Genomic DNA, 15,755 nt, shown 5'->3' with positions numbered 1-15,755 from the left:
AGGCGTTGTTGTTGTCGTGGCGGGGGCGGCGGCTGGCGCGGGGTGATGTGCAGGCGGTCATCGACCGGGTGCAGGCGCGGGTCGACCCGGATCAGCGGCGGTCGGTGACGCCGCATGGGCTGCGGCACACGACGGCGACGCATCTGCTGGCCGACGCGGTCGACATGGACGCGGTGCGGCGGGTGCTGGGGCACAGTGACCTGTCGACGCTGGGGCGTTACCGTGATGAGCTGCCGGGTGAGCTGGAGGTGGCGATGCGGGCCCATCCCCTGCTGCGGGGCGAGCCGGGCGACGGCTCCGGGTGAACGGGGGCACGCCGCCGGGCGGCGTTCTCCTTTCTTCGGCGAGCGCGCGTCGTACGGCGTGAAGGATGAGCTCGTGCGCGGCCGGGCGGGTCCCGGCCGGCGGTGGCACCGGCCCCTCCCCCGGCTGTGAAACTGCGCGCCCGCGTTCACGCCCAGCCTTGCAACCGACATCGGCATGCTGCCGCCGCGCGCGGGAGAAGATCCCGCCAAGGTCAGGAGCACGGCAGCAGGACCTTTGCGGGGACTGATCGAGTCCGCCCGTGAGGCCGCGCTGGAAGAGGTGCGTCCAGGCGACTGATCAGCGCGGGCCTGACCGTCTGACGCGGCCGGTGAGGCGGGGCTCTGTTCGGCGGACCCCTGAGTACGCCGGTGCGATAACTATACCGGTGTCCGGGTATAGAGTGGTGGTCATGGTGCGACCTCCGCTGACCCCTGAAGAGCGGCTCCGTGGCGAGCAGCTCGGCTCCACCTTGCGTCAGGCCCGCGGCGAGCGCAGCATCGTCGAGGTGGCCGCGGCGGCGGGCATGTCCGCCGAAACCCTCCGCAAGATCGAGACCGGACGCATCGCCACCCCGGCGTTCTTCACGATAGCCGCGCTGGCCGACGTGCTCGACATCTCCCTGGACCAGTTGGCCGTGCGCTCCGCCCCCGCCCCGACGTGATGGTGGAGGGCGGTGGCGGGTTCACCGGGGATGGGTCCGGGGCCGGTGCGTGGTCGCGGTCATGACGGCGTTCCGGCCGGGTTGCCGGCCGGCACGCCGGCGGCGGACGGCTCGAAGTCGAGGGTCTCGACCCGGATCCGGGTGAAACCGGCCTGAATGAGCAGGTCGGCGAGCTCGCGGGCGCTCAGGCCATGCTCTCCCGGGTGGCGCCGAGGCAGCCGGCTGGCTGAACGAGCGCGATGCGGCCGGCCGGGCGGCGCAGGCGGCGCAGTTCGTGAAGCCGCTCGGCCGGATCGGGCCAGAAGCTCGCGTTGTCGACGGCGGGGACGGCATCGAGCGGTCCGCCGAAGTGGGGCAGCCGGTCGACGGGCCTGCGTGAGGTGCACGCGGTGGGCGCGGACGGCGCGGCGTTGCGGCGTTGCGGCGAGTGGCGTGCCGGACCATGGCGCGTGGGTGGTCGATGCCCAAGACGTGGCCGCGGGCTGGCGGAGCAGGTCCGTTCTCGTTGACCTGAGCGTTACGGCTGACGGCTCTGGACGGCCCGCCTGGGCGGGAGGCTGTCGCGGCCTCGGCCGGATCAAGGGGGGCGGGCACGTGTCTCCGCCACTTTCACTTTATAGCAGAGCGGCGCGCCTCATGAGACATCGGAAAGTGGTTCATACTTGCCCGTTGCGAACGGCCCGACGACCGAGGGAGCAGTGAAATTGGGTTACGTGATGGGTTTCGAGCAGATCGGCTCGGCGAATCTCGCGGACGTGGGCGGTAAGGGGGTGCACCTGGGTGAGCTGTCGCGTATCGACGGCGTCCGCGTGCCGGACGGCTTCTGCGTCACCACGGAGGCCTTCCAGCGGGTCGTGGCCGGGGCGGCGCGGGTGGGCGCCCGGCTGGACGAGCTGGCGGGCGTGGACGCGGACGACCGGGCGGCGATCGGCACGCTGAGCGCCGGGCTGCGCGGCGAGATCGAGGGCGTCGAGATTCCCGGCGATCTGGCGGCGGAGATCGGCGCGTCGCTGGCCCGGCTCGGGGAGCACACCCCTTGCGCGGTGCGTTCCAGCGCGACGGCCGAGGACCTGCCGGGCACCTCGTTCGCCGGCCAGCAGGACTCGTACCTGAACGTCGTGGGCCTGGCGGCGGTCCTGCGGCACGTGCGCAGGTGCTGGGCCTCGCTGTTCACCGAGCGGGCGGTGACCTACCGGCGCCGTAACGGCATCGACGACCGGACGGTGCGGATGGCGGTGGTGGTGCAGCGGATGGTGTTCCCGGACGCGGCCGGGATGGTGTTCACCGCCGACCCCGTGACCTCGAACAGGAAAGTCGCCACGGTGGAGGCCGGTTGGGGGCTCGGCGAGGCGCTGGTGTCAGGTGTGGTCGCCGGGGACGTCTACACGGTGCGTGACGGCCGGGTCGTCGACGTGGCAGTCGCCGTCAAGGAGCGCCGCGTCGAGGCGTCGCCGCAGGGAGGCACCCGGGACGTGGCCGTGGAGGAGGGCATGCGGCGGCAGCCGGCTCTGAGCCAGGAGCAGGCGGTGCGGCTGGTGCGGCTGGGTCGGCGCATCGAGGCGTACTTCGGCCGGCCCCAGGACATCGAGTGGTGCCTGGCCGGCGGCGAGTTCCACATCGTGCAGAGCCGGCCGATCACCACGCTGTTCCCCCTGCCCGCGGTCGATGACGAGGACAACCACCTCTATGTGTCCGTCGGGCACCAGCAGATGATGACCGACGCGATGAAGCCGCTGGGGCTGTCGGTGTGGCAGCTGACGACCCCGCGGCCGATGCACGAGGCGGGCGGGCGGTTGTTCGTCGACGTGGCGCCCGTGCTGGCGACGCCCGCGGGCCGCGCGAGCCTGCTGGACACGTTGGGCAGGTCCGATCCGCTCATCCGGGACGCGATGCAGAGCGTCGTGGACCGCGGCGACTTCCTGCCCTCGCTTCCCGACGACGCCGTGCCCGCCGTGCCCGCCGTGCCCGCCGGCGGGCCGGCCGATCCGGTCGAGGCCGATCCGGACATCGTCACCGAGCTGATCCGGCGCGGTGAATCGTCCGTGGCGACCCTGAAGCGCGAGATCAAGGATCTGTCGGGGCCGGCGCTGGTGGAGTTCATCGTGGCCGACATCAAGGAGCTCAGGCGGGTGTTGTTCGATCCGCTGAGCCACCGGGTGATCATGGCGGCGATGGAGGCGGCGTGGTGGCTCAACGACCATCTCGAGGCGTGGCTGGGCGTGAAGAACGCCGCCGACGTGCTCACCCAGTCGGTCCCCCGTAATGTCACCTCGGAGATGGGGCTGGCGCTGCTGGAGGTCGCGGACGTCGTGCGTCCGCACGCGCAGGTCGTGGCGTTCCTGCACCGGGTGGCGGACGAGGACCGAGACGGCGACGGCTGGCTGGAGGAGCTGTCCGGGCTGGCGGGCGGGCGGCAGGCGGGTGAGGCCATCCGCGGCTACCTGGGCACGTACGGCATGCGCTGCGCGGGCGAGATCGACATCACCAGGACGCGCTGGAGCGAGCGGCCCGCCATGCTGGTGCCCGCCATCCTGGGCAACGTCAGGAACTTCGAGCCGGGCGCCGGCGAGCGGCACTTCGAACAGGGCCGCCAGGAGGCGCAGCGCGCGGCGCAGCAGCTGCTGGGGCGGCTGCGTGCCCTGCCCGACGGGGAGTGCAAGGCCGGGGAGACCGGGCGGATGATCGACTTTGTCCGCACCTTCGCCGGATACCGGGAATACCCGAAGTACTGCATGATCAGCCGCTATTTCGTCTACAAGCAGGCGTTGCTGCGCGAGGCCGGCCGTCTCGTCCGGTCCGGCGTCCTGCGCGAGCGCGACGACATCTTCTTCCTGCGGCTCGAGGAGGTTCGGGACGTCGTACGCACCGGCAAGGCGGACTCCGCGCTCGTGGAGGAACGGCGGGAGGCGTTCCGCTCCTACGAGACGCTCACGCCACCGCGGGTCTTCACCTCCGACGGCGAGGTCATCACCGGCAGCTACCGGCGGGCCGGCGCCCCGCCCGGCACGCTGGCCGGGCTGCCCGTCTCGGCGGGGACGGTCGAGGGGCGGGCCCGGGTCCTCATGGACATGGCGCGGGCCGACCTCGAACCGGGCGACATTCTGGTCACCGCCTACACCGACCCCAGCTGGACGCCGCTGTTCGTCGCGGTCGCCGGGCTGGTGACGGAGGTGGGCGGCCTCATGACGCACGGCGCGGTCATCGCGCGGGAGTACGGCCTGCCCGCCGTCGTGGGAGTCGAACAGGCGACCCGGTTGATCCGTGACGGGCAGCGGATCCGCGTCCACGGCACCGACGGGTACGTCGAGCTCCTCGACTGATCCCGCCGGTCGCGCACCAGCGCGCCGAGGGCACGGCGAGCGCGGGCACGAGCCCCGGTGCGGTGGTCAGGGCGTGAAAGGGCGGACCGCCGTGACGGCGCTGAGCGGCAGCGGCCCGTACAGGTGGGGGAAGCCGTCCTCGACGCGCACGTCCAGGCCCGCCGGGGCGATGTCGAGGACGAGCAGCGGCTCGGCCACGGCGGTGTAGAAGGCGGCGTGGACGCCGCGCAGCTGGGCCATGTCACGGCTGCAGTGGATGAAGCCCACCTCGTCGAGGGTGCGGCCCAGGGTGGAGACGCGGTACTCCCCCGCCTGGAGGGCGCCGTCCCAGTCGGCGCGCAGGACCAGGTGGTGGATGGTCACGGCGCCCATTCGCGGTCGAGCATGGCGTAGACGCTCTCGCTGCTCCACTCGCCCTTGACGATCTCGTTGTCGATGAGGGTGGCCTCGTGGCGCATGCCGAGTTTCTCCAGGACCCGGGCGGAGGCGGTGTTGCGGGCGTCGAGACGGCCGATGACGCGGTGCAGGCCGAGGTCGTCGAAGGCGAGGCGGAGCAGGGCTCGGCCGGCTTCGGCGGCGTAGCCGTGGCCGTGGTGGCCGGGGTGCAGGACGTAGCCGATCTCGCCCTGGCGGTGGGTCTTGCTGGTCCAGATGAGCAGGCAGTTGCCGATGAGCTCGCCGCTGCCGGTCAGGGTGATGGCCAGGTCGAGCGCGTCGCCCTCGTCGAGGAGGGCGGTGTGGGTGATCTTCTTGTCGAGGAAGGCGCGGCTGGTGTCGCGGTCGCGGGGCTCCCAGTAGAGGTGGCGGGTGACGTCGGGCAGGCTTTCGTAGGCGTGCACGGCGTCGAGGTCGCCGGGGGTGAAGGGGCGCAGCGTGAGGCGTTCGGTGGTGAGGGGCAGATAGGGTTTGAGCACCCAGGCAGTGTAGGGAGGGATGGTGGAGGGAGCCAACACGTTATCGCCGGGCGGCCGGGTCAGTGGGCGCCGGCGAGGTTGAGGACGACGACGCCGCCGATGATGAGCAGGATGCCGCCGATCTTGAGCGGGGTGAGAGTCTCCCCCAGGAACAGGGCGCCGATGACAGCGATGGCGGCGGTGCCGGCCCCGGACCAGACGGCGTAGGCGGTGCCCACCTCGAGGTGGAGTTTGAGCGCCTGGGCCAGCAGGGCGAAGGAGACGATGTATCCGGCGGCGACGACGACGCTCCAGCCGAGGTGGGTGAAGCCGTTGCTGAGTTTGAGCGCGGAGGTGGCCAGGACCTCGGAGGCGATGGCGAGGGTGAGCAGGAGCCAGGCCATGGGCGGTTGTCCCCCAGATGACGAGTGGTGCGGGTTCTCCACTGTAGGCGTGCAGGCCGGGGCGTCCGGCGGCGCCGGGCGTACCGGCGGTGTGCGGGAATCGCTTGAAAACGCTGTCGAATACGTGTTCCACTGGGGGTGTGGCTTGGGACGCGCTTTCGCTGGTTGAGGCCGCCGACGATCGCCCGCTGATCGAGCGGCGCGCGGTGGTGCGCGGCGACTTCTACGAGCTGCAGGCCCGTACGATGATCGAGCGGGTGCCGCAGGCCGCGGGCATCACCCAGGAGTGGGCGCTTTCTCCTTACCGGGGTTGTGCGCACGCCTGCCTGGGCTGCGGCGCGCGTGGCGGGCACCGGCGGCTGGGGCTGGACGCGGGCGGCGATTTCGACACCCGGATCGTGGTCAAGCCCAACGCGGTGGCGCGGCTGCGGGCGGAGCTGGCGCGCTGGGACGGCCGGGAGCTGGCCGTCGGGATCAGCGGCGACTGCTACCAGGTGGCCGAGCAGACCTACCGGCTGATGCCCGGCGTGATCGGGGCGCTCACCGGAGCCGGGGTGCCGTTCACCGTCTACACCAAGAGCGCGCTGGTGCTGCGCGACGCCGGGCTGCTGGCGCGGGCGGGGGCGCGGGTGGCGGTGTCGATCGCGTTCGTCGACGAGCGCATCCGGCGGGCGGTCGAGCCGGGCGCGCCCGGCTCGCAGGCGCGGCTGGAGCTGGTGTCGGCGCTGGTGGAGGCGGGCGTGGACTGCCGGGTGCTGATGGCTCCGGTGCTGCCGCTGCTCAGTGACGCCGCCGACCAGCTGACGGCCACCGTGCGGCGCATCGCCGCGGCGGGCGCGCGGGCCGTGGAGCCGGTGGTGCTGCGGCTGCCGCCCGGCACCCGGGCGTGGTACACGCAGTGGCTGGCGCGGGCGCATCCGCACCTGGTGGAGCGCTACGAGGAGCTCTACGACCGCGCGGGCCTGCCCTCCGCCGTGTACGAGGAGCGCATCACGGGGCAGATCGCGCAGCTGTGCCGGGTGTACGGGATGGTCTGCGGGGCGCCGTCGGCTCGCGCGCCGCGGCCGCGGGCTGCGCAGCTCGCCCTCGTGTGAGCCCGCGCCGCCCTCGGGGCCTCCAGGGACGGTAAATAGCTGGACGGCGCTGCTAGCGTGCTCGCCATGGAGGTCATCGATTGCGAGGCGTTCGTCGAGCACGGCTTCGCCAAGGTCGAGGCGGTCGTGCCGCGCGAGGTGGGCGACGCGGCCAGGACACTGCTGTGGCAGCGTATCGGCCTGTCACCCGACGACCCTTCGGGGTGGACCAAGCCGGTGGTGTGGACCGCCGACCTGACTGGTGAGGGGCCGTTCGGGCAGTTCATGGGCAGTGAGCGGCTGCGCGCCGCGCTGGACGCGGTGGCCGGGCACGGCCGGTGGGTGCCGCGTGGCAGCGCCGGCAACATCCCGGTGCGGTTCCCGCGGGTGGCGCCGGCCGACGACCGCGGCTGGCACATCGACGCCAACACGGTGCTGCCCGACGGCGGCTACGGCGTGAGCGGGCGGCCGCAGACGCTGCTGCTGCTGGTGCTGTTCTCCGAGGTGGGGCCGCATGACGCGCCGACCAGGATCCGCGCCGGCAGCCAGCGGGACGTGGCCGCGGTGCTGGACGAGCAGGTGCACGACCCGATGGAGCTGGGGCCGCTGCTGGACGCGACGGGGCGCGAGCGGCCGGTCGAGCTGGCCACGGGTCTGCCGGGAGATGTGTACGTGGTGCATCCGTTCACGGTCCACGCCGCGCAGGAGCATCTGGGTGAGCGGCCGCGGTTCATGGCGCAGGCCCCGGTGTTCCTGGCCGGGCCGCTGAGCCCGGGCGACGAGTCCCCGCTGGGCAGGGCCGTCGGCTGGTCGTGACCACCCCCTCGTGACCGTCTCGCCCGCGGGAACGGGCGCGACGGTCAGCGGGGGCCGGACCGCAGGTAGGCCAGGACGGCTCTCACCCACCGGTTGTCGTCGTCGGAAGGTGTGAGCCCCAGCTTGAGGAAGATCGCCGTGATGTGCTGCCGGCCGACTTGTCGGTGATGAGAGGCGGGCGGACGATCGCCATCGCCGTCTCCCGCGTCCCCGCCGCCGGCCCGGGACGGCGGGGCGTGATGATGTCAACCCCGGGGGCCCTGGCGTGCCCGGACTGGCCGCCACCGTGGCTTTCGCCGCCATCGGCCCGCCGGCCGTGCGGCGGGCCTTCGCCCCGTACGACCTGACCGGGTTCGGCCCGCGCGGAACCGGCAGGGGTAAGCCGGCCCCTCGGCCGGGTGACAGGCCGGGCGTCCCGGCGGAGAGGGACCGCCGGGGTGTCACCGCCGGGGTGTCACCGCCGGGTGTCACGGCCGGAGCGGAAGGCGGCCAGCTCCTCGGCGGCCTCGTTCAGGTCTTTGGCCGTGTCGATGGCGCGCCAGTACACCCCTTGCGGCAGCTCGTAGCCCGCCAGCCGGCGCCGGCGGGCCAGCTGGGGGAACGTGCTGCGCTCATGGTCGCCCCGGTCGGGGAGCATCGAGGTGAACGCGGCGGAGAAGACGTAGACGCCGGCGTTGACCGGGTACGGCGACGGCGGGGCCTCGACGAAGTCCGAGACGTTGCCGAACCGGTCGACCTCGACGGTGCCCCACGGCAGCCGGGGCCGCGCCAGGGCGAGCGTGGCGTGCGCGTCGCGCTCCTGGTGGAAGGCCGCCATGGCGCGCAGGCCGAAACGGGTCCAGATGTCGCCGTTGGTGGCGTACCAGGGCTCGCCGGGGCGGGGCAGAGTGGCGGCGGCGAACTTCAGGCCGCCGCCGCGCCCGAGCGCCTCGGTCTCCACCACCGGGTCGACCTTCAGCGGCAGGCTCGCCGTGGCCAGCCAGTCGAGCACCACCTCGGCCAGGTAGCCGCAGGACACGACGGCGTCGGTCACGCCCTCAGCGGCCAGCCATTCCAGCTGGTGGCCGATGATGGGCAGGCCGGTGCCGGGGATCTCGACCATCGGCTTGGGCCGGGTGTCGGTGTAGGGGCGCAGGCGTGAGCCCTGCCCGCCGGCCAGGATCACGGCCTGGGTCACCGGGGCGGAGGAGGGCGGCGACGCGCCGGCGGACGGGATGAGATCGTCGACAGTCATGCCCGCAATCTAGGGGGTGCGGGCAGGGGTTTCAGGTGACGCGGCGCTGCAGGAGCATGCCCGGCCACTCCCCCACGGTGAAGGGCGCCGTACGGGTGAAGCCGCAGCCTTCGTAGTAGGCGACCAGGCGGCCGTCGTCGCCGGCGTAGCAGTCGACGCGCAGCAGGCTCACGCCGCGCTCACGGGCCAGTTCGTAGGCGTGGTCGAGCAGGGCCCTGCCCACGCCGTGGCCGGCGAAGGCGCGGTCGATGACCAGGCACTGGACGTACAGCTCGCTCTCGTCCGCGGGCTTGACGTAGTCGTGGGGGTCGCCGACGACCAGGCAGCCGGCGGGCCGGCCGCCGACCTCGGCGATGCGCATGCCGCCGTTCTCGGCCCAGCCCGTGATCTGCCGGGTGCGTTTGGCGTCGCCGGTGAACGGCCTGCTGCCCCACTGGCCGGTGCGGCCCTGCGAGACCAGCCAGTTCACTGCGCTGTCGAACATGGCCAGCACGGCCGGGACGTCGCCGCCCTTCCGGATGTGCATGGAGGTCAGGTCTTCTCCTTCAGGGCGCTGCCCTTCTTCCACTGGGAGAACGACAGTTGCCAGTAGCCCCAGCCGTTGTTCCATTCGAGCTCGCGGTCGGTGCCCTTGACGTCGACGATGTCCCCGCGCTGGACGGTGTCGTAGAACCATTTCGCCTGGTCGGGGCGGGCGTTGATGCAGCCGTGGCTGACGTTCTGCCTGCCCTGGGCCCAGACGTTGTTCTTGGCGTGGACGTACTCGCCGGAGTTCGAGATCCGCACCGCGTGGTTGATCATGACGTCGTAGTACTCGGGGTCGCCTTTCTTGCGGCCCGGGGAGATCATGCGGACCGGGTTCGCGCGTTCCATGGTCAGGTGCACGCCGGAGCTGGTGGTGTACTCGCGGGTGGTGGCCTTGCCGGCGCTGATGCGCATGGTCTTGACGCGCTTGCCGTCCTTGTAGACGTACATCATGTGCTTGGCGACGTCGACCTTGCTGATCCGCTTGGCGCCGATGTTGAGGTCGGCGGTGTAGTCCTTGACGCCGTAGAGGCCCTTGCCGGCCTTGACGCCGGTGATGTCGGCGTGGAACTTCACCTTCTGGTGGGCCGGCCAGTATTTGGCGGTGCGGTAGATGACCTTGTTGTCGGCCACCCAGCGCCACGCGCCGTCGACGGGCTTTTCCGCCTCCACCTCCAGGGCGCGCTCGACGGCGGCCTTGTTGGCGACGGACTGGTTGAAGGTCACGATGATGGGCGCGCCCACGCCGAGGGTCTCTCCCTTGGTGTTGGGGGTGACGTCGACGACCTGCAGTGCACGCGCGGGCTTGGCGGTGGTGAAGGCGCTGGTGGAGGAGGTGACGCCGGCCTTGGCGGTGACGGTGTAGTCGGTCGACGGCTTCAGCGGCGTCTTGGAGACCCACCGGGTCCTGTCGGTGTTGAAGCGGCCCTCGACCGGTTCGTCGTCGCCTTCGACGATCACGTCCTCCAGGGCGCCGCCGGCCGCCACGACAGTGATCTTCTTCTCCGGTTTGACCTTGGTGCTGCCCTCGGCGGGTGAGATCTTGATGGTCGGTGCCTGCGGGGTGGCCGACGTGGTGGCCTCGGGCGCCTCGGGTGTGCCCGAGGCGCCGCCGCCGGAGCATGAGGCCGTCAGCGCCGCGGCGGTGAGCAGCGCGAACGCGGTGGCGGGCTTCCTCCAAGCAGGCGCAGCGTTCAAGACAGTCCTTTCCCATCAGGGCACCAAAGGCACCCCAAAAACCATAATGCTCCTGCATGTAAGACGACGAATGATTTAGGAGAGTTCGGTCACATTTCAATCACTTCTGCGCGGTTGATCAACGCAGGTCAGCGCGGTGTAAGGCGGTGTGTCAGACCGGTGTGCCGGCGTCCCGCCCCCCGGGTGCGCACCGCCTGGGCCAGAGCCCGGCGCGAGCCGACGATCACGACGAGCTTCTTGGCGCGCGTGATGGCGGTGTAGAGCAGATTGCGCTGCAACATCATCCAGGCGCTGGTCGCCAGCGGGATGACGACGGCGGGATATTCGCTGCCCTGCGAACGGTGGATGGAGACCGCGTAGGCGTGGGCCAACTCGTCCAGCTCGTCGAAGGCGTACTCGACCGGCTCGTCCTCGTCGGTCAGGACGGTCAGCTTGTGCTCGTCGGGACGGATGTCGGTGACGAGGCCCACCGTCCCGTTGAACACCCCGGCGGCGCCCTTGTCGTAGTTGTTGCGCAGCTGAGTGACCTTGTCGCCGACGCGGAAGACGCGGCCACCGTAACGGCGTTCCGGCATGCCCTCGCGGGCGGGCGTCAGAGCCTCCTGCAGGGCGAGGTTGAGCGCGCCCGCCCCGGCCGCGCCCCGGTGCATCGGCGCCAGCACCTGGACGTCGCGCCGCGGATCGAGACGGAAGCGCCGCGGGATGCGGCGGGCGACCACGTCGACCGTCAGCGCGGCGATCTCCTCCGGCTCCTCGCACGGGAACAGGAAGAAGTCCGACATGCCTTCCAGGACGGGGTGGTGGCCGGTGTTGACCCGGTGGGCGTTGACCACGACGCCCGACTCCTGCGCCTGGCGGAAGATCTGCGTCAGCCGCACCCGCGGCACCTCCTCGGCGGCCAGCAGGTCCTTGAGCACCTCACCGGCGCCGACCGACGGCAGCTGGTCGACGTCGCCCACGAACAGCAGGTGCGCGCCGGGGGCGACCGCCTTGACCAGCTTGTTGGCCAGCAGCAGGTCCAGCATGGACGCCTCGTCGACCACGACGAGGTCGGCGTCCAGCGGGTTGTCGCGGTCGAAGGTCGCATCGCCACCGGGCCGCAGCTGCAGCAGCCGGTGCACCGTGGTGGCCTCGTGACCGGTCAGCTCCGCCAGCCGCTTGGCCGCCCGGCCAGTCGGCGCCGCCAGGATCACCCGGGCGCGCTTGGCCCTGGCCAGCAGCACGATCGAGCGTACGGTGAAGCTCTTGCCGCAGCCCGGCCCGCCGGTCAGCACCGCGACCTTCTCCGTCAGCGCCAGGCGCACCGCCTGGCGCTGCTCGGGCGCCAGCTCGGCGCCCGTCTGACCGCGCAGCCACTGCTCGGCCCGCTCCCAGTCCACGTCGGCGAACGTCTTGAGCCGGTCATGGCCGTTGCGCAGCAATCCCAGCAGGCCCGAGGCCAGCGACAGCTCGGCCCGGTGGAACGGCGGCAGGTAGACGGCCGGCACCACGTTGTCGCCCGCGGGGATCTGCTCGCGTACCACCCCCTCGGCCGCCACCAGCTCCTCCAGGCACGCCGCCACCAGGTCGGCTGGCACCTCCAGGATCTTCACCGCGTCCCCCACCAGGTTGGGGGCCGGCAGGTAGCAGTGGCCGTCGTCGGCGGCCTGCGACAGCGTGTAGCGCAGCCCCGCCATGACCCGCTCCGGGCTGTCATGCGGGATGCCGACCGCCTGCGCGATGGTGTCGGCCGTCTTGAAGCCGATCCCCCACACGTCGTCGGCCAGTTTGTACGGCTGTGTCCTGACGATGTCGATGGATGACTCGCCGTACTGTTTGAAGATGCGCACCGCGATCGAGGTGGACACCCCGACCCCCTGTAGGAAGATCATCACCTCTTTGATGATCTTCTGTTCCTCCCAGGCGGCCGCAATCATCCTCGTCCGCTTGGGACCCAGCCCCGGCACCTCGGCCAGGCGCCCCGGCTCCTGCTCGATGACCTCCAGCGTGTCGAGCCCGAAATGGTCGACGATCCGCTCGGCCATCTTCGGGCCGATGCCCTTGATCAGCCCGGAGCCGAGATAACGCCGGATGCCCTGCACGGTGGCCGGCAACACCGTCGTGTAGGACCACACCTCGAACTGGCGGCCGTAGCGGGGATGCGACGTCCAGCGGCCCCGCAACCGCAGGGACTCCCCGACCTGCGCGCCCAGCAGCGGGCCGACGACCGTCAGCAGTTCCGCGCCGGAACGCTCGGTCGCCACCCGCGCGATCGTGTAGCCGCTGGTCTCATCGGCATAGGTGATGCGCTCAAGTACCGCGCTCAAATCAGTAACGACATTTTCGGAGCTCCCACCCCGGCTCCCCTCGGGCCTCCCCACACCGACGAGACTAGGGCAGATCAACAGCACCGCGGCACCTTCTCTGAGCCACGGAGTTCGCGAACTATGCCGAACATGTGACCACTACTCCCCTCTCCAGCTCCTGCTCGCCACCCATCATGCAAGCAAAAGCGCTCGCATCAGCAGGCCGGATCCTGGCCCGCGCCCGCGCCGAACGTGACGCCCTCTCCCCCGCCGAAGACGCTGCGCACCTACACGATCTGGGACCTCGACCCTGCCAGGACGGCGATCGAACTGCGCGTCCACCTGTACGACGGCGACGGCATCGGACTGCAGTGGGCGCGGGCGGCACGGCCCGGGAACCGGGTGGCCTTCTGGTGGCCGCAAGGTGGCTTCTTCACCCGCGAGGCCGCCTATCACGTGTTCATCGGAGAGGAGACGGCCAGCGCCGCCTTCGGACCGATGATCAGAGCGTTGGACGCCTCGACCGAGGTGTACGGCGTCCTGGAGAGCGAGACCCCCGAGCACGACCTGCCCATGGCCGGGACGCCGCCGCTGCGCCGCGTCCACCGCCACGGCGCCACCGCCGCCGCCTCCCCGGTGCTGCTCGCGGCCGTGGCCGAACTCGACCTCCCGGGCAACGCCGGAGCCGCCTACGTGGCCGGGGAGGCGAGAACCTGCCAGCTGGTGGCGCGACTTCCTGGTGCGCGAGCGCAACTGGCCACGGGCCTCGATCAAGACCAAGCCGTTCTGGGCCCCGGGCAAGCGGGGCCTGCACTGACCGTCAAGGAGACCTGGATTCCTCCTCGGCCTGCACGGGCAGGTCTTCATGGCGATCGTCCTGCTCCTGGCCCTGCTCGTCGCGACAGCGGCGACACTGCGCATGCCCGTAGTCTCCGCCACCCGGTCATGAGCGCCGCTCAAGCCGGTGCTCATCGAGGCGAGGCCGGCCAGCACACCTGCATGAACCACTCGGCGTCGAATGAGAGGGCTTGGGACTGCCATCACGCCGAGATGAACGGCTCCGTCAGGTGCGGTGTCGCCAGGTGTAGCGTGGTAGCGGGTTCGTGGTCGAGCATGCGCTTCCTTGTGTACCTGGCTGCCTCAGGGTCGATCTCGTGCGAGTAGGCGATCCCGGGGTGGAGCACCTGGAGCGCGTGCACCAAGAGGTCGCCGGTGACGAGCACCAGCTCGCGCCCGTCGCCGACCAGCACGCTCTGGTGCCCGGGTGTGTGACCGGGCGTAGCGACCGTGCGTCCGGCGCGCAGCTGCGTGTCCCCGTCGAGGAGCCGGAGCCGACCGGCCGCCTCGAGCGGGTCGGTGAGGGTCTCGCGCAGCTGCGGGTTGAGCGCGTCGAGGGCGTCGAACTCGGCCCGCTGGAGCAGATAATCGGCGTTCGGGAAGTAGGGACGGCGGTCGCTGGCCGCGCTGCCGGTCGAAGCGGTGCCGCCCACGGCGCCGCCCGCTGATGGGACGGCCGCCTCGGTCACGACCGCCCATCCGACGTGGTCGGTGTGCAGATGCGTGAGCACCACGGTGTCGACCTCGGCCGGGTCGATGCCTGCGGCGGTGAGCGAGTCAGGGAGCGTACCGGGCACGGGCGCCCACGAGGCGGAAGGGCTGTCCGCCGGACCGATCCCGGCGTCCACGATGGTGAGGCCCTTGTCGCTGCGGATCGCGTACGCGCGGAACTGGAGCCGCCAGCGGCCCTCAGCGTCGACCGCGGCCGGGTCGTAGAGATCGGCCTCGGCCCACTGAGCGGCCGTGGCGTCGGGGAATGCCTCGGCGCGGGGGGAGAAGAACGGGCCCTCGCCATCGGCGAGGGCGAGGACCTCGGTCGAGCCGACCCGGAGGCCGGGAATGCTGAGGGACATGGCCGTGATCCTGCCATGGCCTTACACGCGGATGACTCGCCCCACCACCGGTTCCCGCACGTGCTGTGCTCGCGGCACGTGCTTTCCCAGCGCCCCAGTCCTTGGTCGGTCGACTTCTCTCGGCCGAGTAGGGAGCAATAGTCAAGACCTGTGGATCATGTAGGCGGCTGTGGGGACGGGTGTTTCTGCGGGACGTTCGACGAGCCTGCCATGCGGCGACAGCCGCCAGCGCGGTCGGCACCAGCGGCTGGGTGATCGCGTCCACCCAGCCGGGCAGGAACGCGATCATAGACGGGTTGTCGGCATGGGCCCGTCCGGGACGAGCACGGCTACGGGGACGCTGAACACGCCCTTCGTGCCACACCCGCCGACGTCCCCGCGGGCGTCGCACTCGATGCACCGCTCCCCCGCCGTCCGGATCAGCGCCCGCTTGCCGCACGTCGGGCACGGCCCGATGAGTTCCTGCACGTGCACGGCACACGGCGCCGATGCGCCCGCCAGCCTGCGCCACGCCTAGCCGCAAGCAACGTCACTTGCGGCAGGAACCGAAGCTCGCGAAGGTAAGTGGCGACATCACGCCCACCTCGCCAAGGAGACGCCGCCGCCATGGCCCGCTCAACCCAAGCCGCGACCGCTCACAAGGCCCTGGACAAGCAAGCGGAACAGCAAGCGGCATCTCGCGCGCGCACGAAGAGCCGCCAGGACAAACCCACCCTCGCCGTCCGCGTCAGCCATCACACCAACGAACGCCTCACCCACGCCAACGAGGAGACCGGCCTCGGCATCAGTGGCATCGTCGAAGCCGCCCTCACCGACTACCTCGAATTCCTCGGCATAAACAGACGACCGGCTCACCGTCGCCTGCCTGAACATCGCCGCCGGCCCGCAGGACATCGTAGAAACCGCGCTCAAGGCGTGGCTGCTCAAGCGCGGCATCCCGCTCCACCGACGCACGCCCGGCACCTGAATCCCACCAGATCGACCGTCGGCGGCGGCATGCTGACGCCTGACCTGTGAAGAGGCCGCAAAAGGCCGCCACCGCGCGAGGGTGGCGGCCTTTTGCGTGCCAGCAACGGAAACACTCGCTGAAACCCCGCCTTCACTGCTTGCGATTACTCGACTACTCTGGGT

14 protein-coding genes and 1 pseudogene are annotated in these 15,755 nt (G+C 71.2%); 7 read left to right on the top strand and 8 right to left on the bottom strand.

Features of this window, described 5'->3' with window-relative positions; translation table 11 throughout:
* The 3 genes from GUY59_RS30830 to rph form a co-directional block, all read left to right on the top strand.
* On the top strand, positions 1–305 hold a 305-nt coding region (locus GUY59_RS30830), incomplete at its 5' end, for a tyrosine-type recombinase/integrase (protein ID WP_161714778.1).
* Between the two features lie 410 nt (positions 306–715).
* Positions 716–967, top strand: a complete 252-nt coding sequence (locus GUY59_RS30825; protein ID WP_138208831.1) for a helix-turn-helix domain-containing protein — start codon at positions 716–718, stop codon at positions 965–967.
* A 698-nt stretch (positions 968–1,665) separates the two neighbouring features.
* The gene (gene rph / locus GUY59_RS30820; protein WP_330849234.1) at positions 1,666–4,287 is read left to right on the top strand and encodes a rifamycin-inactivating phosphotransferase; all 2,622 of its coding nucleotides are present in this window, start codon (positions 1,666–1,668) and stop codon (positions 4,285–4,287) included.
* A gap of 66 nt (positions 4,288–4,353) precedes the next feature.
* Here the strand turns inward: rph and GUY59_RS30815 are convergent, their stop codons facing one another.
* Genes GUY59_RS30815 through GUY59_RS30805 form a run of 3 tightly spaced genes read right to left on the bottom strand, consistent with a single transcriptional unit; the run spans position 4,354 to position 5,584 of the window.
* Positions 4,354–4,650 (bottom strand): DUF952 domain-containing protein, encoded by a 297-nt coding sequence (locus GUY59_RS30815; protein ID WP_442939033.1) that lies wholly within the window; start codon positions 4,648–4,650, stop codon positions 4,354–4,356.
* Positions 4,647–5,201: a GNAT family N-acetyltransferase gene (locus GUY59_RS30810; protein WP_138204365.1), complete on the bottom strand. Its 555-nt coding sequence runs from the start codon at positions 5,199–5,201 to the stop codon at positions 4,647–4,649. The genes GUY59_RS30815 and GUY59_RS30810 overlap by 4 nt, the downstream gene beginning before the upstream one ends.
* Before the next feature lie 59 nt (positions 5,202–5,260).
* On the bottom strand, positions 5,261–5,584 hold the full coding sequence (locus GUY59_RS30805; RefSeq protein ID WP_132341183.1) for a DMT family transporter: 324 nt from the start codon (positions 5,582–5,584) through the stop codon (positions 5,261–5,263).
* 140 nt (positions 5,585–5,724) lie between these two features.
* On the opposite strand from GUY59_RS30805, the gene GUY59_RS30800 reads away from it, so the two are divergent.
* Together GUY59_RS30800 and GUY59_RS30795 are read left to right on the top strand one after the other, a co-directional pair.
* Positions 5,725–6,678, top strand: coding sequence for a radical SAM protein (locus GUY59_RS30800; protein WP_252375101.1), 954 nt, complete (start codon positions 5,725–5,727; stop codon positions 6,676–6,678).
* 66 nt (positions 6,679–6,744) lie between these two features.
* Complete coding sequence (locus tag GUY59_RS30795) at positions 6,745–7,473, top strand: mitomycin antibiotics/polyketide fumonisin biosynthesis protein (RefSeq protein WP_138204363.1); 729 nt, start codon at positions 6,745–6,747, stop codon at positions 7,471–7,473.
* 454 nt (positions 7,474–7,927) lie between these two features.
* Here the strand turns inward: GUY59_RS30795 and GUY59_RS30790 are convergent, their stop codons facing one another.
* From GUY59_RS30790 to recD2, 4 genes are all read right to left on the bottom strand, one after another.
* On the bottom strand, positions 7,928–8,707 hold the full coding sequence (locus GUY59_RS30790) for a nucleotidyltransferase family protein (RefSeq protein ID WP_138204361.1): 780 nt from the start codon (positions 8,705–8,707) through the stop codon (positions 7,928–7,930).
* A gap of 31 nt (positions 8,708–8,738) precedes the next feature.
* Positions 8,739–9,233 (bottom strand): GNAT family N-acetyltransferase, encoded by a 495-nt coding sequence (locus GUY59_RS30785; protein WP_138204359.1) that lies wholly within the window; start codon positions 9,231–9,233, stop codon positions 8,739–8,741.
* A gap of 5 nt (positions 9,234–9,238) precedes the next feature.
* Positions 9,239–10,429, bottom strand: coding sequence for a L,D-transpeptidase (locus GUY59_RS30780; protein WP_138204357.1), 1,191 nt, complete (start codon positions 10,427–10,429; stop codon positions 9,239–9,241).
* A gap of 128 nt (positions 10,430–10,557) precedes the next feature.
* Positions 10,558–12,735, bottom strand: a complete 2,178-nt coding sequence (recD2, locus tag GUY59_RS30775) for an SF1B family DNA helicase RecD2 (RefSeq protein WP_138204355.1) — start codon at positions 12,733–12,735, stop codon at positions 10,558–10,560.
* Between the two features lie 231 nt (positions 12,736–12,966).
* Here recD2 and GUY59_RS30770 point away from each other — a divergent pair.
* Positions 12,967–13,380, top strand: a pseudogene (locus GUY59_RS30770) (siderophore-interacting protein); the annotation flags it as partial.
* A gap of 374 nt (positions 13,381–13,754) precedes the next feature.
* Here the strand turns inward: GUY59_RS30770 and GUY59_RS30765 are convergent.
* Positions 13,755–14,624, bottom strand: a complete 870-nt coding sequence (locus tag GUY59_RS30765) for an MBL fold metallo-hydrolase (protein ID WP_138204353.1) — start codon at positions 14,622–14,624, stop codon at positions 13,755–13,757.
* A 606-nt stretch (positions 14,625–15,230) separates the two neighbouring features.
* Here GUY59_RS30765 and GUY59_RS30760 point away from each other — a divergent pair.
* Positions 15,231–15,641, top strand: a complete 411-nt coding sequence (locus tag GUY59_RS30760; RefSeq protein ID WP_138204351.1) for a hypothetical protein — start codon at positions 15,231–15,233, stop codon at positions 15,639–15,641.
* Positions 15,642–15,755: the final 114 nt, after the last annotated feature.

It is taken from the genome of Nonomuraea sp. K271, assembly GCF_009908215.1.
Classification (GTDB): domain Bacteria; phylum Actinomycetota; class Actinomycetes; order Streptosporangiales; family Streptosporangiaceae; genus Nonomuraea; species Nonomuraea longispora.
The sequence above is the reverse complement of the archived record's forward strand: the minus strand, read 5'-3'. Positions and strand labels throughout refer to the sequence as shown.

Excerpts from the sequence above, each read along its gene's own strand:
- GUY59_RS30785 (WP_138204359.1), bottom strand. The coding sequence starts at position 9,233 with ATGCACATCCGGAAGGGCGGCGACGTCCCGGCCGTGCTGGCCATGTTC.
- GUY59_RS30795 (WP_138204363.1), top strand. The coding sequence starts at position 6,745 with ATGGAGGTCATCGATTGCGAGGCGTTCGTCGAGCACGGCTTCGCCAAG.
- GUY59_RS30760 (WP_138204351.1), top strand. The coding sequence starts at position 15,231 with ATGGCCCGCTCAACCCAAGCCGCGACCGCTCACAAGGCCCTGGACAAG.
- GUY59_RS30765 (WP_138204353.1), bottom strand. The coding sequence starts at position 14,624 with ATGTCCCTCAGCATTCCCGGCCTCCGGGTCGGCTCGACCGAGGTCCTC.
- GUY59_RS30790 (WP_138204361.1), bottom strand. The coding sequence starts at position 8,707 with ATGACTGTCGACGATCTCATCCCGTCCGCCGGCGCGTCGCCGCCCTCC.
- GUY59_RS30825 (WP_138208831.1), top strand. The coding sequence starts at position 716 with ATGGTGCGACCTCCGCTGACCCCTGAAGAGCGGCTCCGTGGCGAGCAG.
- GUY59_RS30805 (WP_132341183.1), bottom strand. The coding sequence starts at position 5,584 with ATGGCCTGGCTCCTGCTCACCCTCGCCATCGCCTCCGAGGTCCTGGCC.